General features: G+C 63.8%; 29 protein-coding genes, 1 tRNA gene and 1 pseudogene. 22 read left to right on the top strand and 9 right to left on the bottom strand.

Annotated elements, in window-relative coordinates; all coding sequences use genetic code 11:
* The first annotated feature begins 43 nt into the window (after positions 1-43).
* The 17 genes from G537_RS0133010 to G537_RS0132935 all read left to right on the top strand — a co-directional run bounded on the left by G537_RS0133010 (position 44) and on the right by G537_RS0132935 (position 10,969).
* The gene (locus G537_RS0133010) at positions 44-1,324 is read left to right on the top strand and encodes a tyrosine-type recombinase/integrase (protein ID WP_026873667.1); all 1,281 of its coding nucleotides are present in this window, start codon (positions 44-46) and stop codon (positions 1,322-1,324) included.
* Positions 1,321-1,986, top strand: a complete 666-nt coding sequence (locus tag G537_RS44150; protein WP_155888893.1) for a hypothetical protein — start codon at positions 1,321-1,323, stop codon at positions 1,984-1,986. The genes G537_RS0133010 and G537_RS44150 overlap by 4 nt, the downstream gene beginning before the upstream one ends.
* 53 nt (positions 1,987-2,039) lie before the next feature.
* Complete coding sequence (locus tag G537_RS44145; protein ID WP_155888892.1) at positions 2,040-2,255, top strand: helix-turn-helix transcriptional regulator; 216 nt, start codon at positions 2,040-2,042, stop codon at positions 2,253-2,255.
* Positions 2,252-3,424, top strand: coding sequence for an AAA family ATPase (locus G537_RS41330; protein ID WP_051249434.1), 1,173 nt, complete (start codon positions 2,252-2,254; stop codon positions 3,422-3,424). The genes G537_RS44145 and G537_RS41330 overlap by 4 nt, the downstream gene beginning before the upstream one ends.
* Before the next feature lie 235 nt (positions 3,425-3,659).
* Complete coding sequence (locus G537_RS0132995; protein ID WP_026873665.1) at positions 3,660-3,881, top strand: hypothetical protein; 222 nt, start codon at positions 3,660-3,662, stop codon at positions 3,879-3,881.
* 558 nt (positions 3,882-4,439) lie between these two features.
* Positions 4,440-4,589 (top strand): hypothetical protein, encoded by a 150-nt coding sequence (locus G537_RS43305; protein ID WP_211230593.1) that lies wholly within the window; start codon positions 4,440-4,442, stop codon positions 4,587-4,589.
* A gap of 401 nt (positions 4,590-4,990) precedes the next feature.
* Positions 4,991-5,257: a hypothetical protein gene (locus G537_RS0132985; protein ID WP_155888891.1), complete on the top strand. Its 267-nt coding sequence runs from the start codon at positions 4,991-4,993 to the stop codon at positions 5,255-5,257.
* An 11-nt stretch (positions 5,258-5,268) separates the two neighbouring features.
* Positions 5,269-5,442: a hypothetical protein gene (locus G537_RS0132980; protein ID WP_155888890.1), complete on the top strand. Its 174-nt coding sequence runs from the start codon at positions 5,269-5,271 to the stop codon at positions 5,440-5,442.
* A 2-nt stretch (positions 5,443-5,444) separates the two neighbouring features.
* Positions 5,445-5,615, top strand: a complete 171-nt coding sequence (locus G537_RS44140; RefSeq protein ID WP_155888889.1) for a hypothetical protein — start codon at positions 5,445-5,447, stop codon at positions 5,613-5,615.
* Positions 5,616-5,689: 74 nt separating this feature from the next.
* Positions 5,690-5,929, top strand: coding sequence for a hypothetical protein (locus G537_RS41325; RefSeq protein WP_064742256.1), 240 nt, complete (start codon positions 5,690-5,692; stop codon positions 5,927-5,929).
* Positions 5,926-6,102 (top strand): hypothetical protein, encoded by a 177-nt coding sequence (locus tag G537_RS44135; RefSeq protein ID WP_155888888.1) that lies wholly within the window; start codon positions 5,926-5,928, stop codon positions 6,100-6,102. The genes G537_RS41325 and G537_RS44135 overlap by 4 nt, the downstream gene beginning before the upstream one ends.
* On the top strand, positions 6,099-6,308 hold the full coding sequence (locus G537_RS0132960; protein ID WP_026873662.1) for a hypothetical protein: 210 nt from the start codon (positions 6,099-6,101) through the stop codon (positions 6,306-6,308). Before G537_RS44135 ends, G537_RS0132960 begins: the two co-directional genes overlap by 4 nt.
* Positions 6,309-6,325: 17 nt before the next feature.
* A complete protein-coding gene (locus G537_RS44130; protein WP_155888887.1) occupies positions 6,326-6,478 on the top strand; it encodes a hypothetical protein in 153 nt (50 codons plus the stop codon).
* Entirely contained in the window at positions 6,475-6,696 is a 222-nt protein-coding gene (locus G537_RS0132950; protein WP_026873661.1) for a hypothetical protein, read from the top strand. Before G537_RS44130 ends, G537_RS0132950 begins: the two co-directional genes overlap by 4 nt.
* A gap of 56 nt (positions 6,697-6,752) precedes the next feature.
* Positions 6,753-7,037, top strand: a complete 285-nt coding sequence (locus G537_RS0132945; protein ID WP_155888886.1) for a hypothetical protein — start codon at positions 6,753-6,755, stop codon at positions 7,035-7,037.
* A gap of 13 nt (positions 7,038-7,050) precedes the next feature.
* A complete protein-coding gene (locus G537_RS0132940) occupies positions 7,051-10,248 on the top strand; it encodes a hypothetical protein (RefSeq protein WP_026873659.1) in 3,198 nt (1,065 codons plus the stop codon).
* Positions 10,249-10,258: 10 nt separating this feature from the next.
* Positions 10,259-10,969 carry a LamG domain-containing protein gene (locus G537_RS0132935; RefSeq protein WP_026873658.1) on the top strand — a complete coding sequence of 237 codons (711 nt, stop codon included), beginning with the start codon at positions 10,259-10,261 and terminating at the stop codon, positions 10,967-10,969.
* Positions 10,970-10,984: 15 nt separating this feature from the next.
* Here G537_RS0132935 and G537_RS43300 read toward each other — a convergent pair whose 3' ends face one another.
* Positions 10,985-11,215 carry a hypothetical protein gene (locus G537_RS43300; protein WP_081689202.1) on the bottom strand — a complete coding sequence of 77 codons (231 nt, stop codon included), beginning with the start codon at positions 11,213-11,215 and terminating at the stop codon, positions 10,985-10,987.
* A 374-nt stretch (positions 11,216-11,589) separates the two neighbouring features.
* On the bottom strand, positions 11,590-12,108 hold the full coding sequence (locus G537_RS44435; RefSeq protein ID WP_162146184.1) for a DUF1488 family protein: 519 nt from the start codon (positions 12,106-12,108) through the stop codon (positions 11,590-11,592).
* 95 nt (positions 12,109-12,203) lie between these two features.
* On the opposite strand from G537_RS44435, the gene G537_RS0132925 reads away from it, so the two are divergent.
* Together G537_RS0132925 and G537_RS0132920 are read left to right on the top strand one after the other, a co-directional pair.
* The gene (locus G537_RS0132925; RefSeq protein ID WP_155888885.1) at positions 12,204-12,521 is read left to right on the top strand and encodes a hypothetical protein; all 318 of its coding nucleotides are present in this window, start codon (positions 12,204-12,206) and stop codon (positions 12,519-12,521) included.
* A gap of 20 nt (positions 12,522-12,541) precedes the next feature.
* Positions 12,542-12,775, top strand: coding sequence for a hypothetical protein (locus G537_RS0132920; protein WP_026873656.1), 234 nt, complete (start codon positions 12,542-12,544; stop codon positions 12,773-12,775).
* 63 nt (positions 12,776-12,838) lie between these two features.
* Here the strand turns inward: G537_RS0132920 and G537_RS41315 are convergent.
* The 6 genes and pseudogenes from G537_RS41315 to G537_RS41310 form a co-directional block, all read right to left on the bottom strand.
* Positions 12,839-13,063 (bottom strand): annotated as a pseudogene (locus tag G537_RS41315) (DNA -binding domain-containing protein); the annotation flags it as partial.
* Between the two features lie 70 nt (positions 13,064-13,133).
* A complete protein-coding gene (locus G537_RS45695) occupies positions 13,134-13,403 on the bottom strand; it encodes a DUF3892 domain-containing protein (protein ID WP_081689201.1) in 270 nt (89 codons plus the stop codon).
* A gap of 254 nt (positions 13,404-13,657) precedes the next feature.
* Positions 13,658-15,166 carry an ATP-binding protein gene (locus tag G537_RS43285; RefSeq protein WP_211230592.1) on the bottom strand — a complete coding sequence of 503 codons (1,509 nt, stop codon included), beginning with the start codon at positions 15,164-15,166 and terminating at the stop codon, positions 13,658-13,660.
* 202 nt (positions 15,167-15,368) lie between these two features.
* Complete coding sequence (locus G537_RS44430; protein WP_026873654.1) at positions 15,369-15,587, bottom strand: hypothetical protein; 219 nt, start codon at positions 15,585-15,587, stop codon at positions 15,369-15,371.
* Positions 15,588-15,720: 133 nt separating this feature from the next.
* Complete coding sequence (locus tag G537_RS0132900) at positions 15,721-16,038, bottom strand: hypothetical protein (RefSeq protein WP_155888884.1); 318 nt, start codon at positions 16,036-16,038, stop codon at positions 15,721-15,723.
* A 56-nt stretch (positions 16,039-16,094) separates the two neighbouring features.
* A complete protein-coding gene (locus tag G537_RS41310; protein ID WP_034853870.1) occupies positions 16,095-16,553 on the bottom strand; it encodes a thermonuclease family protein in 459 nt (152 codons plus the stop codon).
* Between the two features lie 199 nt (positions 16,554-16,752).
* Between G537_RS41310 and G537_RS0132890 the strand changes: the two genes are divergently transcribed.
* Positions 16,753-17,481: an AbiU2 domain-containing protein gene (locus G537_RS0132890; RefSeq protein ID WP_026873652.1), complete on the top strand. Its 729-nt coding sequence runs from the start codon at positions 16,753-16,755 to the stop codon at positions 17,479-17,481.
* A 264-nt stretch (positions 17,482-17,745) separates the two neighbouring features.
* Here G537_RS0132890 and G537_RS0132885 read toward each other — a convergent pair.
* Positions 17,746-17,838: transfer RNA gene (locus G537_RS0132885), tRNA-Ser, on the bottom strand.
* Positions 17,839-17,981: 143 nt separating this feature from the next.
* On the opposite strand from G537_RS0132885, the gene G537_RS0132880 reads away from it, so the two are divergent.
* Both G537_RS0132880 and G537_RS0132875 read left to right on the top strand, forming a co-directional pair.
* On the top strand, positions 17,982-18,764 hold the full coding sequence (locus G537_RS0132880; protein WP_034853798.1) for an arginine deiminase family protein: 783 nt from the start codon (positions 17,982-17,984) through the stop codon (positions 18,762-18,764).
* A 74-nt stretch (positions 18,765-18,838) separates the two neighbouring features.
* Positions 18,839-20,053 (top strand): glycosyltransferase family 4 protein, encoded by a 1,215-nt coding sequence (locus G537_RS0132875; protein ID WP_026873650.1) that lies wholly within the window; start codon positions 18,839-18,841, stop codon positions 20,051-20,053.
* The last annotated feature ends 9 nt before the right edge of the window (positions 20,054-20,062 follow it).

The following is a 20,062-nucleotide window of genomic DNA, read 5'->3' as shown; positions in this document are numbered from 1 at the left end:
TACCTATAGTGTAGGCTGAGATGTTGGCCGTGGGGTTGGGCGGATGGGCGAGAAGCTCAGCGCGATCAAGGTCAAGAACCTGAAGACGCCAGGCCGCTACGGCGATGGCCGGGGGCTGTGGCTGCAGGTGCGCGGGCCTGATCAGAAGTCTTGGCTGTTCCGATACACGCTGCACGGAAAGCCACACTGGATGGGCCTCGGGCACGCCGACGACGTGACCCTTGCCGAGGCGCGAGAGAAGGCGCGGAATATGCGCCGGCTACTGCTCGATGGCGTTGATCCATTGACACATAAGAGAGCCGAGCGCGCTAAAGCTGCTGCAGAGATCGGCGCCACGATCACGTTCAAGGAGGTGGCGGACAAGTACATCGCCGCCCACGAGGCGACCTGGCGCAACCCGAAGCATCGGCAGCAATGGCGCAATACGCTCGATACCTATGCCGCTCCCGTCTTTGGTGCGTGGCCGGTCGCGTCGGTCGACACAGGTGCGGTCATGAAGGTGGTCGAGCCGTTGTGGTCGACGAAACCGGAGACGGCCTCCCGCCTTCGCGGCCGGATTGAGACAGTGCTCGACTACGCGAAGTCCCGGCATTGGCGAGAGGGTGACAATCCGGCGCGCTGGCGCGGGCATCTGGAGAACTTGCTGCCGGCGCGCAGCAAGGTGAGCAAGGTCCGGAACCATGCGGCGCTGCCCTGGAAGCAGATGGGCGATTTCATGGCCGCCCTGCGTGGCCAGGAGGGTGTCGGCGCGATAGCGCTGGAATTCACGATCCTGACAGCGGTGCGAACCAACGAGACGATCGGCGCCCGCTGGCCAGAGATCGACATCGCTGCGAAGACCTGGACCATCCCAGCCGATCGGATGAAGGCGGACAAAGAGCATCGTGTCCCGCTTACACCGGCCGTCATCGCGATCCTGGAGAGAGTGTTGCCGCAGCGGGACACGAAGAATGGCGACTGGGTATTTCCAGGAGGCAAGAAGGGCAAGCCGCTCTCCAATGCGGCGATGTCCGCCGTCATCGATCGCATGAACGAGGTGGAGGAGGGGACGCCCCTCCCATGGGTCGACCCGAAGCAGGGCGGCCGGCCAATCACTGTGCACGGCTTCCGCTCCAGCTTCCGGGATTGGGCCGCAGAGGCCACCGGCTATCCGGAGGAGCTGGCCGAGGCGTGCCTCGCCCACACGCTCAAAAACAAGGTGCAGGCGGCCTATCAGCGTGGCGACCTGTTCGATAAACGGCGGCGCCTGATGGGAGATTGGGCGAAGTTCTGCGCCGCTCCGAGGCCGGCCGGCGACGTTCGGCCAATGAGGGCTGCACGATGAGGCAGGACCCGTTTCTGGAAACCGAAGACCTTCTCCGCAGAATTAGCAGCGCCCCCGACGATAAGAAGGTCAGATCGGCCGCGATCGACCTCTTCATGGCCGGAAGTCAGGCCGCCGGCGGGATAGTGAGCTCCGACCGTCGTATCGGCTCGCGAGCGGCTGCGGCCTATCTGCGGGAGATGGCGGACGACTGTCGCGACCTTATCAGCCGGCTCATGGAAATGCCGTCCGATGTGACTCGGGCGCTGATAGAGGCTGCTGGCGTCCAGCCCGGGCAACCTGTCTCGAAGCCTTCCTTCGATATCCGCGGCTTGAACCGCTTCGCCGACCTTGCGGATCAAGCCGCCCAATCGATCGAACATGAGGCGCCAACAAAGCCGGCAAAGCCGGGGAAGAGGTTTGCGGCAGCTTTCAGTTCTGTCGCTCTCGAAGTGTACGAGCGCCTTAGTGGCGCACGAGCGACTACTGTGAAGCGCAGAGTTCCAGTCAACCAGCATCAGGATGGATGGATCACGACTGGGCCCTTCGTGGACTATCTGGCCGAGCTATTTGGCATCTTCGGGATCGACGCCGAGGCACCGGCTCAAGCCGGTGCAGCAATTAAAGCCGCTAGGGCGGCAGGGTCGCCGAAACGGGTAGGCAAGCTCCCTTCGACTGACTAAACGTCTCCCGGCATGCTTCCCACAGCAATCAACTACAATTGCTGTGGGTCAATATGCGAAACAAGACCTCTGATCAGATCCATTCCGCCCTTGTGCGCGAAGTGGACCGGTTGACTTGTACGGTCCAGCAGGCGGTCAAGCTTACTGGCATCAGCGACTCTCAGTTCTACAACCTGATGAAGTCCGGTGATCTGGAGTACACCCACGCCGCTGGGCGCCGTCTGATCTATTGGCATTCGCTCAAGAAGCTCGTCGGCCTGCCCGCATGAAGATCGACGGCGCCCTCGGCCGGCGCCTCTCCGACACGCTTGCGAGGGATCTGATAGCTCAGATCGACGCGCTGGACGTGGAGCAACTGGGGCGGGGCGGCCAATCGGCCCCCAAGCTGCTCACCTGGCAGATCGCGTCGGAGCTGGGCAACGACCCGCCAGAACGGGAATGGCTCGTCGAGGGCTGGATTCCCCGTGGATGCGTGACGATGCTGAGCGGCCGGGGCGGCAACGGGAAGACGCTGCTCGCGCAGCAACTCCTCATCTCCGCCACGTCGGGCGTCCCCTGGCTTGGGCTCGAGGTTGCCAGCGGTGCCGCACTCGGCCTCTTCACTGAGGACGACCATGCGGAGATTTGGCGCCGGCAGACTGCCATCCTGCAGGCGGCCCAGCTCGAGCGTGCGTCCCCTGTTCTGCGTTGGGCGGCTCGTGCCGGCTTGCCGAACGTCCTGTTCGAAGTCGAGCCGGGCTTTCAGGGGCGCCACACCGAGCTGTTCAGCCAGCTGCTGACTTGGGTTCACGACGCCAAGCCCACGCTGATCGTCATCGACAACGCGGCCCAGACGTTCGCCGGGAACGAGAATAGCCGGGCCGAGACGACGCAGTTCGTGAACATGCTTGCCAGGCTGTGCGAGCCGTCAGGGGCCGCCGTGATCCTCCTGGCGCATCCGGCGAAGGCCGGCGATTCAGAATACTCCGGATCGACCGCCTGGGATGCGGCAGTGCGCAGCCGGCTCTTTCTCGACCGGCCAAAGGCCGATGCCGACGATGAGGTCGATCCGGATGCGCGCGTCCTGCGACGCGCCAAGGCCAACTATGGCCGCGTCGGCGAGGAGATCTTGATGCGATGGCAGAGCGGGGCTTTCCAGCCTGTTCTTGCCTCGCTGGAGGATACCGTCGATCGCATCGACCGCCGCGTTCGAGCCGAAGGCACTTTTCTTCGCCTGCTGCGCCTGTGCCTTGAGCAGGGTCGGAACGTCTCCGCCAACAAGGGGCCGACCTATGCGCCGGCCGTCATCGCAAGCCTACCCGGCGGCAAGGGTGTGTCGCGGCGGGATTTGGCGGAGGCGATGGAGAGCCTTCTGGCCAGCGGCCGAATTCAGTCGGTGCCGTTCGGCCCGCAGTCGAAGCAGCGTTGGCGTCTCATGCCATGCGAGCAGCCGACATGATCGGAGCCTTCCAACCGGTTTCCAACCGCCTTCCAACCGCTTCCAACCGGTTTCCAACCGCCTTCCAACCGACTTCGGAGCCCAGAGTTTCTGCGGTTCCAACTGACTTCCAACCGCTTCCAACTGCCTGTTCCAACTCCCCCCTTATACCCCCCAGGCGGTTGGAACGCCCCCGCTTGGGGCGGGGCGCCCAACCTGCCGGGCCAATGAGGGCCTGCGACTGGAGGAATCCGTCATGAGCGTGACCGAACGACAGGCCCTGATCCGCGCTGCCATCGCCAAGGCCGAGGTCGAGCTGGAGCAGTTGCGTGCCGCGGCAGCGGCCGAGGTCGTCGGCGAGCTCGAGAGCGGCGAGCGCTCCACCAGGCTCATCGACATCCGGGCCCGCAGGATCGCGCTGCAGGATGACCTGGTGGGCCTGCAGGATGCCCTAGCCCTCCTCGGAGCGGGTCGATGAGGGGGAAGGGGGGGTATCCGAGGATCGGGGGCCAACCGGTCGGGGACCGGCGCAGGGACCTCCGCGCGCAAAGCCGCGTTTCAAAAGAAAAAAGTTGGGCGGCCTCCGGAAAGCCGAAACCCCCCCTTTCAAAATTTGATCTCGGTGCGAACGAAGGGCCCGCGCCGGCCCCTGGGGGAGGCGGACCCGATTTTGACACTCCCCCCGCCTCGCGACCGAGCAGCTTTTCCCTGCGATTTTGGCACGCCGCGTGCGGACCTTCCGGCACCGGCCCGCGAGGGCTCGGTCGGCAGACCGGTCGCTCCCCCCGGTCGGGGGGATCCAGAGGTCTTGTCCCGCCTCGACCGGGGACCGGCGCGGGCACTCGCTCTTTCCAAAACCTGTAGAAAAAACCTTCGCCTAGGAAGCTTCGATGTTGAGTGATGACCTGCTCGATCGGATTGCCTGCATTGCGAATGGGCTGACTGACACGGCGGGGGACGCCGCATGAGCGGTCCCTCGTCGAAGGAACGCATGCGTCGGCTTCGCGAGCGCCGGAGGGCCGGACGTCGGGTGATCATGATCGAGGTCGACGAGGTCGATTTCGGGGCCGCGCTTGAGGCGCTTGGCTTCCTGGATCCGATGCTCGCCGACAGCGAGCAGGCTTTCGATCGAGCCGTGTCCGAACTGATTCAGTCGATCTCAAGACAATGGAACGAATATGAGTGACGCGTCACTACGCAGGCCCAAGAACCGTGACACATTGGCCCTATGATGATTGAGGCTTCCACCATGGACATTGTCTCAGCAGGAACTCGGCCTGCCCTACGTGTTCGGGTGTTCGAGCCCGGGAAGCACTACGAGAGAAGGGCGATCGTGATTCACCATTGCAAATTCTGGTGCGCTCTCCGCGATACCAGCGACGCGCCGCCTTCTAATGACTGGCACGAGATGAAGGCGCGGCCGTCATGGTGAGTTCGGCCGCTGCTCTACATGAGGCTGGGCACGCCGTTGCTGCCTACAAGAAAGGGATCCCAGTCTTCGTCGCTATGGTCGGCGCAGATCCTAGCGTCACATTCGGGCAGCCCCATGACCTGTTCATGCGGGGCAAGCACCACTCGCAAGTGGCAATGGCCTTCGCCATCACCGCGTTGGCCGGAGTTTGCGCCGAGCGGACAGGCGACATGTCCGCGAGCGATGAGCAGCTTCTGGCCCACGCCATTTTCATCGGCTCCTGGGGCGATACCGGCGCCATCCGCGGCGCGCTGCGGGACATCACACAGGAATTTGTCGAGAGGCATCGGGAGGCCATCGAGCGCGTCGCCGTCGCCCTCGACGAGCGCCAAACCCTGACAGGCGCCGAGATCGCCGCGATCATCGGAGGCAAGCCCAAGTGATGGAAGACACGATGGAACAGGCACTCGCTGATGGCGAGGCGCTGCTGCGCCGGCTGGAGGCGAACGAGCGCGCCCGGGAGAGGCGGAGCCAAGAGTTCGTGTATGTGGCGACGGAGCGGCGGATAGGCGCCGACGGCATCGTTAGAGAGCGCGGCGAGGTGGTCCGCCGACAGAAGGGATGGTGACGATGACCCACAAGGACATCGCGGCTCTGATGAAGGGTATGGCGCCGGCCATCCGCGACTATGTCGCGACCGCCGTTCTGCCCCTGGTCGAGCGCCTCGACGCGATCGAGAGGCGCCTGCCGCCCGGCGACAGCGACGCCGAAGACGCGGTTTCCCGGCGCTGGGAGTCGTGATCATGGCCGGCATCGATCCAGAGCGCCTTGCCGATGCCCTAGTCGGGGGCGCCAAGAGATACATCGATAAGGCCATGTCGGACGTGCGGAGCAGGCTGGAGGCGCTGGAGCGCCAGGCCAACGCGGCGGCCGAGCGGGGCTTCCCCTATCGCGGCGTCTGGCAGAAGGCCGAGCAGTACAACCGCGGCGACTTCACCACCTGCGATGGCTCGATGTGGTTCTGCTGCGCCAGCACGCGCGATCGGCCGGGCAGCAGCGACGCTTGGACCCTGGCCGTGAAGCGCGGCCAGGACGGGAAGGATGCCGGCCGATGATCCCTGAGGAACAGCGCGAATTCTGCGAAGACGTTGCCGCCGTCATGCGTGCGGCGATCGAGAAGGCTCTGGCGCCGATCCTGGAACGCCTCGACGCGCTGGAGGCGCGGCGCATCCAGCCGCTTGCCGCCGAAGCAATCACGGCAGCATGGGCAGGAGGCGGAGAGCCATGAGTTCCGACGGGAAGGACGGCGGCTTCAGGATCACGGGCATGACCGAAGACGAGTTCGCGACAGAGATAGGCCTCGTCGTCCGCGAGGCGATCGACAGGGCCGTGAAGCCCATCCTGGAGCGCCTCGACACGCTGGAGAAGGGCCAAGCCGACCTGCGCGCTTCGCAAGCAATCTCCGCCGCTTGGTCAGAAAGGGACGAGCGATGAGTTTCGACGGGAAGGCCATGGGCCAGGAGATCGCCACGATCGTTCGCGGCCATATCGACCGGCGTCTTCAGCCGATCCTGGCCCGGCTCGATGCCATCGAGGCGAAGCTTGCGGATCGCGAGCCCGACCCGGCGGCAGCGGTCGCAAAGGCATGGAGCGCGGACAAGTGACCGAGGATCCGTGCATCTGGAAGCTGATGGCCGAGGTCGACCGTGCCGAGCGGGAGGCTCTCCTCGAGGTCGAGATCGCGCTGCTCGCCAGAGATGCCGAGCCGGATGAGATTGAGGCCGTGATGGCGGAGAACCGGCGACGCTGGGCCGTCTGGCGCGCGGCCGAGCTTCCAAAGGCTGAAGCATGGGTCCGCCGCAGAGGTGCGGCGCTGCACTGAGAAACAACCCGGATCGAGCGTCGTGAGACGGCCGGATCCCTTAGATGGAGACCTCTATGAATCTCGCTCCCTTCCCGATCTCCGGCGACCTCCTGGAGTGCATCCGGGCGTGTCGCCGTTCGCCCTTCCTGACGCGGCTGTGCCTTGTCGCGCTTCGAGCCATCAACGAGGGGAGGGACTTCGTCGCTGATGTGGACGAGCTCCTTGCCGACTACCAGGTCGGCATGGTCGATGCCGGCATCGATCCGCAGAAGGCGGCCGCCACGCTCAGCGAGCAGCGCGCCATGATTCTCGACGAATGGGACCGGTGCACGACTGCCGCCGGTCACGGCGGCGCATAAGGGGGGCTGGGAGATGGCCACCCCGTCCGTTGATCAGGTCTGGGCCGACAACAACCCGGACGGCAGCGTCCATGAGCCGAACAAGCTCGATATCCGCCGATTGCTGCGCTTCATCCAGGCCCTAGCCGAGGCGGCCGGCAGTGGTGCCAAGTCCTACCCGACCAAGGCCGCGATGGATGCCGACACGTCGCAGCCGGACGGCACGGTGGGCATCGTCCGAGCCGATCCGGTCGACGCCAACAACTTCCCGACGCTCTGGGTCTGGCAGGACTCGACCAATCAGTGGATCATGGGCGTCGATCGGGTGTCCAATCTCGCGACGGCCCTCACGACGCTGCAAGGGATCGTCACCGCACTCCAGGCTGTGTTCGTGGTCGATGGTGGGCAGGCCGCATTCGAGTTCGTCGACCCCAACGGCTTGGCCTATGGGCGCGTCCAGAAGGACGGTGTGTGGGAACTGTTCGGGGGCGCCCTGATCGGCGAAACGCCGTTCCAGGTCTATAGGGACACCATCTACTCGCTCGCGGTGCTGGGAGCGAACGGAACCCTGCTCCAGGGCTTCCGGATGGACGGAGACATTGATCTTCTCGGCGCGCGGGTGGGGTACGGCGAGATCGGCGATTACGCCCTCGTCATCACCGATGCCAATGGCGTTGTCCTATTCGGCGCGAAGCCGGACGGCTCATCTTCCGGCGGCGGTGGCGGCCTCACGCCGGAAGAGATCGCCGAACTTCAGCACCAGATCGATCAGATGGTGGCCGACGGCTATGCCGCCGTTGCCGCGGCGACCGGCCCGATCCTCTCCTATGGACCAATCACCAACTATGCGCCGGCCACTGCCTATGACGCCCGCGATCTCGTGCGCGACACCGCGACCGGCGTCGTCTACATGGTCACGACGGCGTATACCTCGACCAGCCTCACGGCGGATGTCACGGCTGGCAATCTGATCCCGTTCATCGGGCTGACGGCGGAGAATTACGTCGGCTCCACCACTGTCACGGACTATGCGGCATTGCGCGTCTATGGCGGCCCGCTCACCAGGATCGTCGTGACGGGCGAGAAGATCGCGGGGGTATTCCAGGTGCGGGCTGGCGACACTACCAGTCCCGATGACGGCGGCGGCATCATCGTCGGCACCGACGGGCGCCGGTGGGAACGCATCTGCCTCCCGGGTCTCGCCAGCGGCGAAGTCACTTGGGAGATGTTCGGAGCCGATGCCACCGGCATCACGCCGACGGAGACGGCGCTGATCAACTGCCACGCCTTCGCCAACGTCAGAGGCCTTCGGGTGCGGCAGAACGATGGTGTCTTCCTGTGGCGCTCCGGTGAGATCCAGGCGAGGACGGATTGCCATCTGAATGGCGCCACGATCCTGACCGACGATCAGTCCGGCGACGGCATCGTCAACTGGGACACCGCCCCTCAGATTTTTCGCATCAGCGGTAAGCCTCGGGTAACTCTCAGCCCCTCGGAAGTCACCGACTTCAATGCGAACTACAAGCAGTACCTGATAAAGGGTGGGGAATATCTCCCATTTCCGAAGCTGCTTGACTACTACGGCGGGATGTTCACCTGGATCTCTGATGAGATCCACATGTGGCGCCGGGGCGATACCTCGAACCTCCGCAACCGGGTCTTCAAGAACGACTGCGTTCTGATTGGCAAGGACGGGAACCTCTCGAACCGGTTCGTTGAGACCCTGACGACCGGGAACGTGGTTGAGGCGATCATCACCCAGAAGGAGGACAGCTTCCTCACCTTCGAGGCCCCGAAGTTCCGTTGCACGGCGCCGCGCTCCTGGGTCGGCATCAAGTGCGACCGGCCCATGACTCGCATCATGGGCTTGGTCGACGAGTACACCTCGGCTCTGACCGACATGGAGAGCCGGCGGATGTTCTTCCCGGAGTATGTGTTCTCGATCCAGCTGAAGGACGCCGAGACCAACGCCCATCCTGCCGTCGCCGGCTCCTACGGCCTGTTCATGACGAACTGTGTCGACGTGCATGTCGACCACTTCCGGGGGCTCTACGGCTGGGGCGTCCTCGGAAACTATATGTGCAAGGACTTCCGGATGACGAACAGCCACGTCAACCGGATCGACTTCCACTGGGGCGGTTGGGACGTCTGGTTTGAGAACAACGTCTTCACGAACCGCGGGGCTCGGCTGATCGGCGGCGGCAAGTTCATCGCCAAGAACAACCGATACGAGTACGTGAACACCCCGGGCGACGTGCTCGGCGAGGCCAACGACTCGCTGCCCGCGATCTTCAGCTTCCGCAACGATTACGGTTGCGACTGGGACGGTGACATCGAAGTCGACGGGCTGACCGTCCGGATCCCCCCGACCGCGACCTTCAACGGCCCCAACTTCGCCAACGCGACCAGCTTCGATGTGGTGCGGCTCGGTTATCCGAATGCCGATAACGTCCAGAGCGACGTCCACATGCCGAACGTGGTCCTGGTCAAGAACATCGTGTTCGACTTCCAGGGCTGCACCAGCATCATCGACCGGCTGCGCTGGGGTGCGGTCCGGATCGTACAGATCAAAGCGCTCGCGAATGCGGGCTACAAGACCTACCTGCCGACCGTGATCGAGGTCGATGGTGTCTCGGCCACGAACGTGCCGGCGAACTCGAATGCGATCTGCTCGGGACTCATCACCGGCACCCTGCACGAGAACACCGACGGGGCGCGGAACCCTCTGCGCTACGACGGCACCAATGCCGACATCGTCATCAAGAACGTCTACTCGACCCTGAACAAGGCGTTCATCGCTGACGGGAACTCGACCCTGGTTCTCGACGGCAATCCGGCGCTGTGGGACTCCGCCTACCTGAACGCGACGCGCAAATGGGTCCCACGCGTCCGGATCGAGAATTGCTGGCCCTGCATGGTCGACATTCGGGCCCTGTGCTCGGTCGATATCCAGGGCGGCGTGATCGGGCGGATAGACACCAACGATCTGACTTCCGCGCACGCGCGGGTCAAGGTCAACGGCGGCGATATCCGGATGATCCCGAGGACCAACGGCGGAACCGATTATGCGATCGGAGATCCCGCCATCACCTCCTTTACCGGGTGCGCCTTCTTCAACCATCTCGGAGGAGGAACGACGCCCATCAATGCTGTGCTCCGGGGCGTCGGCAATGACGCCAGAGCCTCGGCCGGCGTCTATCCGAACCCGCCCGCAACCTTTTGGATCGCATAAGGAGCCTTCAATGCTCGGCACCCGCATCGTCACGCACGTCGTCGCGACCAACCCAAACCTGCCCTCGGTCCCGATGCCCTCCGTTCTGACCAGCATCTCCGGCTGCCTCGCAGCCTGGGAATTCCGGTCGCGCTCCGATGCCACAGGCAATGTGCCTATGTTGCCGGCCGGCCTGACCTTCAGCTCGACCGGCCTAGTGCTGCCCGGCGGCACCTTCGCGGTCGCTACCGGCCTCAAACCATCGACCCCCTATTGCACGGTGGCTTTGGCGGCGATGCCGGCGGCCGACATCTCTGCGACCGGCTACTTCCTCGGGTCGCTTGCCTCGACCAGCGGTTTCGGCATGAATTTCGACAGCGCGACGAACCAGGTCGCAGCCGTGCAGATCAAGTCGGACGGGTCCGTCGCCGCGACGACCGCGACAACTCAACCGAAGGGTGAATGGTTCGGCTTGGTCGTGGCCGTGAACACCACCCAGATCTGGGGGTTGGTGGACGCCGGTTCAAACATCTCCTCGCCAACCTATACCAGCGGTGCTCTGGCGGCCCCCACCAACCAGCTTTACCTGGGAAGCCGTGAAGGCGCGGGGAGCGGCCTCAAGTGCACGCTGGGCGCCTTGGCCGTCTATGACCACTATCTGGACGACACCGGAAGGACTCAGGCCATGGGCCTGCTACGGCAGGTGATGGCAACGAAGGGCGTCACGCTTCCGGGCGGATAACGCCGCACCGGCGTCTCATTTCCGAAGCAGACGCGGCTCCTCTGCGGGATCGAACCGCCGCTTGCCGTCCTTCGCCGCGTCCCAGGGATCGCCATAGGCACGAGGGTGAGGCAGGGCGCCGGCATCGTCCTTGATCGCCACGCGTACCTGGCGACGCTCGCGACGATGCTCAGCGGCCTTGTCCTCCTTATCGGAGGCCGCGGTTGTCATGGCGGAGAAGGGGGATTTACGACGGGATCGGCTCATAGGAGGTCGGCGCCAGATATCCTTTTCTTCGCTGCCGTCATTTAACGGCGGGATGTCGAATGCTGCGGGCCGGTCGCTACTCCGGCTGCGGTGGCTTTCGCGAGACTTCCGATTTCCTGGGCCGGGTATCGGGGGCACGACCTTTCGGCTGTCCTTCCCGCCCTGCTCGCTTCCGCTCCGATTAAGCCTTTTCCTCCGGTCAATTCCGGTCGAGGGCCCCACCCCCTTACCACCTATCGCGCAAGCTCCTCTTGCGAGGAGACGTCTACCCTTTCGGGCAGGCAGCGTGTCTGCTTTCCACGCCGCCGCAGCGAGCGGGACCATAATCCATCTGAGAACAGCGGGGAAGAGCCGGAGGCGCGAGGCTAGCGCCCTTAGCCCACCACGCGGCCGAGGTCGTACAGCCCGAGCCGGACATAACCGTCTTCGTCGAGCCGCTCCGCATCGATCGCGCGAGATGTGGCGTCCAGAATCTCACCTTGGTGAGCTTCGAACGCTCGGACGTGATCTTCGTCGGTCGCTAGATCGGCGCCAGCAAGATCGGAGAGGGCGTCCACGCTGATGAATGCGATGACTTTCCGGCCGCGCCAAGCGACGCGAAACGGAAGGTACTCGCCGGCCACCTTTGTCGGACGCCGGATAACAATCGCCCTTCGTCCGCGCAGGCGCACCCCAGGCCCGTCACCATTAGGCGGGATGAACACAACGCCGGCGTCCTCCAGCGCCCTTCGGATAGCCGCCAAGTTCGCGGCGATGGGCTCCCGCTTTCCGCTCTCCACGTCCTTCACCGTGCTCAGGCCGACATTGGCGGATCGAGCCAAGGTGTCTTGAGACCAATCCAAAAGGGCCCGTCCAGCCCGAACCTGAGCTGGGACGATCACCGGCTCATCCATTTTCAATCACCTCATCTAAAACAGTTGACATGCTGTTTGTGACATCTAACATGGATGATGTCAACCAAAATGGATGACATTTTATGGAGGTGAGCATGCCGGACGGATTGACCATCGAGCCGCGCGCCATTTCAGCGACCATTTGCCTGCGGGAGATCGATGCGATGATTGGCTCTGACGATAATGAGGATCCCAACGCCTACCTTGACGGCATGACCGCGCTCGGGTGGACGCCCTATCTCGTCATGCATGAAGACGGCTCGGCGTCCCTCTTCGAACGGCTTCCCGACCGGCCGTGGATTGCCGCAGACGACGAGGCTCGCCGCATCTCTGCCTATTGGGCGGCGACGGAAGAGCGTCGACAAGCCGTCAAGCGGTGCATGATCGAGCGCGGCTTGGTCGCGCAAGCCTGACGCGAGGGAGGGCCGTCATCATGATAGCTGATACCCGCGCCGAGATCCGCGAGGCGGTGGACGAGTACGAAAATAACCTGCGTGCCGCCGCCGACCTTTGTCACGCCGTTGTCCTGCTGCTGCGCAGCTCAGGCCCGTTCGAGGAGGCTGACGTGGCTGCGGTCCGTCGGGTCGCTGAGGAGGCAGAGATGTTCGCCAAGACTGCGCGCGACGACTGGCCTCTGATCGGCCGGGAGGCAATCGCGGCGTCCTAGCTTCACAACAACGTTGTGAACGGCCCCGGCTTCGGCCGGGGCTTCTGTTTGGAAGAGGACGGATTAGCCTTCCCTGAGGAGGTACCGATATCCCTCTCGGCTCAGCCACCGCGCCCGCTCAAGGTGGCTCTGGTGCATGAGCCTGGCGCGCTCGGGATCGGCTGCAGGATCGATCTCGAAGAGCGCCCGCACCACCTCGCGCCAATCGGCGCCCTCCTCGGCGGCGTCCAGCAGCCGCAGATAGAGCACGAGGTTCTCGCGATCGTAGTCGGTCAGGGTCGGATCGGTCGGCGCTTGGTTGAGATAGGCCCTGGCTTGGGCACTTGACCCATGGCCTACAAGTCGCCTAGCGCGTTGCTTATGGGCACTCCGGCAGGCTCAACAAATTGTTCGGTGGATATCCATCGTTCTGAGTTGCCAGATAATCCCGACCCGACGTCGGGTGCTGTCTGACAACTACCCAGACGTTCTGTCCGTTGGCGGTTGTCCAAAACCGGTGAGTACCAGCCTTGATGAATGCGATCACTCTATCGATCGTATCATTCCAACCAGGGCCGCCGAGCCGATCAATGCGTCGATCGGCATCACTTCTGTCGCGCCGAATACAGGTCACTTGATAATCTGCCATATCAAAAACTCCTCTTGCAATGAAGGGAGTGTGGCTTGCGGAGCGAGGCGAGTCGAGTCGGGATTTCGCGACACCGCCCACGTGCGCCCGCGATACCCGAGACGAAGAGCCCCGCCGAAGCGGGGCTGAGTGAGCGAGAGAGCGTTGCGGACAGCTTCGTATGGCTCAACACGTTGTCAGCCGGATGGTTTGCGGTCCCTTGGATAACAAACTTTCTTTAATATATTGAAAAATAAGGACTTTTCTGGATGGAGTCAGTTGTTATCCTTCACAATAGATAAAGAACCGCCGGGAGGCTCTGGGACCAGTTCATCCGCCGCGGGCTTGTGATAAACCATGTTACGCTTGCCTTTTGTCGGATCCATCTCAAGCAAGCCCTGCTCGACCCACCGTCGAAGGTGCTTGGAGGCGGTCAACGTATCGCATTCGGCTATTCTGCAGACGTCCCCGTTTGCGATCTGACCATGGGTATCGATCCAATGACTGACCTCCTCCCAGATGGCCGGCCTCTCTTCGTTTAAGAGAGTCACGAGGAGCGAGGGGGACGCGATCTCAGTCATTTCCCGATAAATTGGTGGATAAAGATTGCTTGCCTTCATCTCTGAGAACATCATCGGAACCCCCTCTCCTGCATCGACATTTGGAGCAATAGGGAAATCGCGCAGGCATCGCGCGATCATTGGATTTCTGGCGAATGATCCAGATTTATCGATGTTCGTGACTTTGATTACACCGGGTAGCAATCCAGGGCTCTCGATTTCTATTCTATTGTCAAATATCCTGACATGAATATCTTTGTTATAGTGGTAATCTCTATGAATTATAGCGTTGGTAATGGCCTCTCGAATCACCCTGTCGGGATAGCGGTGACGTGATTTGAATCCAGAGCTGGAAAGTACGAGTCCTTTTGAGAGCCTTTCCATTACATAGTTGTATGACATTTCGATTTGCTGAATAAGAGGGCCGCTTATCGTTTTTGGCGGAACATGCAAATTGGGAACGGCTCCTCGCTCTACACTCTTGCCAGAATAATGGAAAACTCTCACATCACCGCGAGCAGATACCCCGGATAGCAGACCGCCGGGCTCTTCTGAGAAGAGAAGAACTGCGGCCCGGGTTGGCGATACCTTGTCAGACTGTCGTTTCGCCAAACCAAGACGGAGAAACTTCTCTTCGTCCGATCCATGAGTAACTCCACGATTTGCACAATAATTTCGCCAAAAAGAAGTGCAAATCAGCTCTAAATCTACATCTACTAATTCGGTTTCCGCACTAATCGTGCCTCTTCTATAGGATAGTTCAACTATCTCTGCCGGCGTCATTTCCCTATTGCTTGTTTCAAAGCGAACCCATGTGCCATCATCTAGGATAGAATGAACCTTCTCGCTTTGCGGCACTCTGACCACGGCAATATTTCCATGCGACCCATCGCGCAGTCGCGTAGGGAATTGGGATATTGCGACGCCAGCTACCGGCGGGATTATATGAGTGCTAAGCTTTCTTCGAAGCTCATCCAATGCTTCAGGATTCTCCTCGACTCCGTAGAGTCGATCTTGGCCAGACGCCTTTCCCCGATCTTCTAAGCCTATTACGAGATAGCCGCCCGATGTGTTGGCGAACGCACAGATGGTCTCTAGGGCCTTTCCAACCATCTTCCCAGACGCACGCTTCGTTTCGAACTTCGTGCTTTCGCGCGCATGCAGCAACGTCGTGACGATTCCGCTGAGATCCTCAGCTTCGACAACTGGTCGCGTTGCATTCATAAAAATCCCCCATCAAAAATCGACGCTCGGTCTAAGAGCGACACACGAAGCGCGCCGAGCCGCTTGAGTATCCTACTACTCCGACAAGTCGCCTCACGCTGCCACGAATGAATCGTGGTAGTAAATGTTGTCGATCTTGGGAGTGGTCGGGACTTCGCTCATACAGGAGCGATAGCGCGGCGGGGCTGAGTCGCCAAGCACCTCATGGCCTAGGCCTGATCGCCGCGTCGATCGCCTCCTGCGCCGCCATGCTGACTGGCAGGTCCTCCTTCGGCGGCGGCCCTTTCCCCTGAGTCCAGATGATCCGAACCACACCGCCGGGCCTTACACGAAACCGGCCGCGGTACTCGTCGCACTCCACGGTGCCCTCGTCACCGTCGTGGCGGACCGTCCAGTCCGATGCGTCGCGCCCCTTCGCCATGCCGCATCAACATCTCCGGCGAGCGTTGAGGTTCCCTCGGCCGAGCGTCAATCAATGTGGCGAAACGGCTTCCCCGGTCGGGGTTGGGATGCCCGTCGCCATCGAGAGCAGGTCGGCCCCTTCAGACTCGGCTTCATGGAGTGGCTGGCCGGCGCCCATCTGCCAGTCGTTCTTTGATCGTCTCATTCTGCGCGATCACATAGGACAGGGCGAAAAACAGCGCTGACATGATCACCGACGCCACAAGGATGGCGGTGGCCCAGACCATTTGCTGCTGCCGGAGGGCGTCCGCCGCACTGTATGAGAGCCCGGCAGATAGGACGTAGCGGAACGAGGGCTCCGGCCAGAGCTTGGCTGCCGCAATGATTCCCCCGAGGATCTGGACGATTCCAAAAAAGATAAGGATCCCCTGCAAAAACCCGGACACGGGATCCCTTCGATAATTCGACATGAATTCCCCCAACTATTCCTTGGCGCACTGCGCCGGCTGGAAATGTCTCGACGATATCACCTGCGGTGCTGCTGCCGGAAGCGGGCCGGGGCCTCGCAGGCGCGGTCGCCTGCCCACACTCCGCGGGCCGCCCGCTCGGCCTCCTCCTGCGCCGGCAGGTAGCGATCCTTGCTGTAGCGGGGAAGAGCCCAGGCCCACCCTGACCGGACCATGGCGTCGCTCACGCTCACCTGCCCGGCCCAGCATTCGGCGACGGTCCGACCGTAGCGGTCGCGGTCCTTTGTCTCGCAGCGCAACTCGCCGTGCGCCAGGATCGACCGCAGCGCCTCGGTCGCCTCCCGGCCGATCGGCTCGTCCCGGCCGTCGATTCGGCAGAGCTGCACCCGTTCTGGCGCGTCGATGCCCCACAGCCGCACGCGCTCGCCGTCCACGCGCAGGGTGTCGCCATCGACGATCTCGACCGCGGCGATGGCAGGGGAGGAGAGAGCGAGGAGAAGGACAACCAGGGAGCGCATGGGCCGCTGTCTACTGCCTCATCCCCTCTTCGTTCAACAGCGCTTCGCACCGCTGCGCGATCAGGCGCCAGGCTGTAGCGCCACAGGTCGATTTCGGAGGGGATGGCCATGCGGCACCTGGACGATCGGTGATCCCGAACTGTACCTGGTCATGCAGCGGTGCAGATCGCTCGCGTAGAGTCTGGGAGGGGAGGACAGGGTGGCCACAAGGAAGCCGAAAAAGCGGCGCACTCCGATCGCAAGGACCGAGGCCATCAGGCGGCTCGATGCCATGATCGGGCCGATCGTGAGAGACGTTCAGTTCGGCCTCGCTGTTGAGGCGGCGTTGGAGGCGGGCAACGACATTGTGGTGAAGCCCCCGGCTCGACCGGTCTATGGGGCTGGGACCTACAACACAATCAGCCACAGCGCGGCTCTGACGTTGGCCCTGGTTCTCAGCCGTCTTTTCGATCCGGGCAGTCGCTGGCGCCACGCCGACGAGAAGGACACAAACTCCATCCCGATCCTGCTCCACTACCTCGCTCAGCAGCGCTGTCGAGGGCTGCTGGGCAATCGAGCCAGGACCTGGGTGACAGGCATGCCGCACATGGCGGATTCACAACAAGCAGCCTGTTTGCAGCACATCGATCGGGCGATCGACGCCTACAAGACCCTCAACCTGTCGCCGAAGGGGCGATTGGCGAAACGGCGGCTTCGGGAATTCCGCAACAAGATCCTCGCGCACAACCTTCGAACGCCGATGGAAACCGGCCATCCGAGATTCGGGGAATTGTTTCTGCTCATGAAAGCCGCCGCGCAAATTGTTGGGAGCGCCGACTTCGCCATCCGAGGCTCGAACCGTGATCTCGGTGAATATGCGGAGAACCGACGAGGCGAAGCTGATGAGTTCTGGACTCACGCCTTAACAGGGCTGATGCAGGAAAGGTGAGCACCGGAACGCGGGACCGCTAGCCTCGCGGGCGGACGCGCAGCGCAGAAAAATCGGGCGACCTCCTTGCAGATGGAACCCATCCACAGCCCGGCGGCCACAGGTCGAAGCCGGAGGACCAGAGGGCTGGCAGCGAAAAAGCGAGGTCGTCGCGCCCCGTCGCCACCATTCGCCCCAGATCGGATCGGAAGTGTAGCCGCAGATGTAGGCTGAAAATCCAGCTGTGGAATTTCGTCAGGAAAATCAATGCGCTGCGGGACTAAATGGCGGAGGGGAAGGGATTCGAACCCTCGATACGGCTCAACACCGTATACCCGCTTTCCAGGCGAGCGCCTTCAACCACTCGGCCACCCCTCCGCTGGAGGCGCCGACAATAGCGACGAGGGTCGGGCTCGGCAAGCGGACTTGTATGCGGTTTTGTGTGTTGCCTCCGGCATGGCCGCCCATCCAGCCTCGCGATAGAGTCGGCACCGACAAATCGGGGAATCCGGGAGAGACAGATGGCCGAGGTGTTCCGGTTCGATCGCGCCCTGGCGCGCCAGCCCGCCGGGTCCGCGGTGGACGGGCTGCGCGCCGTCGATCGGGGGGCGCCCGACATCGCTCGGTTCCGGGCCGAGCACGCGGCCTATGTCGCGGCGCTGGAGCGGGCGGGCGTGGCGGTCGAGGTGCTGCCGCCGCTCGAGGCCTTCCCCGATTCCGTCTTCGTCGAGGATCCGGCGCTGACCTTCCCCGAAGGCGCCATCCTGCTGCGCCCCGGCGCGCCGTCGCGGCTGGGCGAGGCGGCGGAGATCGCCCCCGCCCTGGCCGCCCGCTTCGAGCGGGTGCTGGCGCTGGAGGCCGGCTTCGCCGAGGGCGGCGACGTGCTGGTCACGCCGCGTGCGGTGATGATCGGCCTGTCCGCCCGCACCGACGCCCGCGGCGCCGGGGCGCTGGCGGCGCTGCTCGCCGAGCTCGGCCGCAAGGCCGAGGTGGTGACGCCGCCGCCGGGCGTGCTTCACTTCAAGACCGCCTGCTCGCTGCTCGACGGCGAGACGGTGCTGGCGACAGAGGCCCTGGCCGGCTTCTTCCCCGGCATGCGCGTGGTGCGCGTGCCGGAGGGGGAGGAGGCTGCCGCCAACGCGCTGCGGGTCAACGACGTGGTGCTGGTCGGCGCCGGCTTCCCGCGCACCATCGAGACGCTCGACCGGCTCGGCCACCGTGTCGTGCCGCTCCGGGTCGAGGAGACCGGCAAGCTCGACGCCGGCCTGTCCTGCATGTCGCTGCGCTGGCGCAGCCCTGCCTGACGCTTCCAGCCATGGCGCGCATCCGGCTGCTGATGTAGGGTGCGCGCCCGTTTCGCCCGGTACCATCGTAACTCGTGACCGCTCATCTTCTTCCGCCAGACGCCGCGACCGACGAGCCGCCGACCGCCCCGGTCGACCTGCGGGGCCGCACCATCCTGCAGGTGCTGCCGGCGCTCGGCACCGGCGGGGCGGAGCGCGGCTGCGTCGAGGTCGCCGCGGCGATCGAGGCGGCGGGGGGCCGGGCGCTGGTCGCCTCCGAGGGCGGCGCCATGCTGCGCGACCTGGCGCGGACCGGGGCGGAGCACATCACCCTGCCGCTTGCCGGCAAGAACCCGGTGACGATCTGGCGCAACATCCGCCGGCTCGAGGCGGTGATCCGCGACCGCGGCATCGACCTCGTCCATGCCCGCAGCCGCGCCCCGGCCTGGAGCGCCCACGCCGCCTGCCGGCGCCTGGGCATCCCCTTCGTCACCACCGTGCACGCACCCTACAACCAGCACAACGCGGCCAAGCGGCTGTACAACTCGATCATGGTGCGTGGCGATCGGGTGATCGCCATCTCCGACTACGTCGCCCGATATATCATCCAGACCTACGGCGCCGATCCGGCGCGGATCCGCACCATCCCGCGCGGCGTCGACCTGCGGCATTTCGCGATCGAGGCGGTCTCGGCCGAGCGGATGATCAAGCTGGCCCGCGCCTGGCGGGCGCCGGACGACCGGCCGGTCGTGCTGATGCCGGGGCGCCTGACCCGGTGGAAGGGCCAGACCGTGGTGATCGACGCGCTGGCCCGGCTCGGCCGGCAGGATCTGTGCTGCCTGATCGTCGGCAGCGACCAGGGCCGCAGCAGCTACCGGCAGGAGCTGGTCGACCGGATCGCGGCGAAGGGGCTGAACGGCGTGGTGCAACTGGTCGACCACTGCGACGACATGCCGGCCGCCTACATGCTGTCCGACGTGGTGGTGCACGCATCGACCGATCCCGAGGGCTTCGGCCGCGTGGTGGTGGAGGCGATGGCGTTGGGCCGGCCGGTGATCGCGACCAACATCGGCGCGCCGCCCGAGGTGGTGGCCGAGGGCGAGACCGGCTGGCTGGTGCCGCCCGGCGACCCGGAGGCCTTGGCCGCCGCGATCGACCGGGCCCTGTCGCTGACGCCGGAGGAGCGGGAGCGGATGGCGGAACGCGCCATCGCCACGGTGGCGGCGCACTACACGAAGGAAGCGATGACCGGCTCGACCCTGGCGGTGTACCGGGAGCTGCTGGGCGCCTCGCCCGCGGCGGCCGGGTAGGGGGGCGCG

Origin of the sequence: Inquilinus limosus DSM 16000 (genome assembly GCF_000423185.1) — a bacterium.
Lineage (GTDB): Bacteria > Pseudomonadota > Alphaproteobacteria > DSM-16000 > Inquilinaceae > Inquilinus > Inquilinus limosus.
Note: the sequence above shows the minus strand (reverse complement) of the source record. Positions and strands in the feature narration are given on the sequence as shown.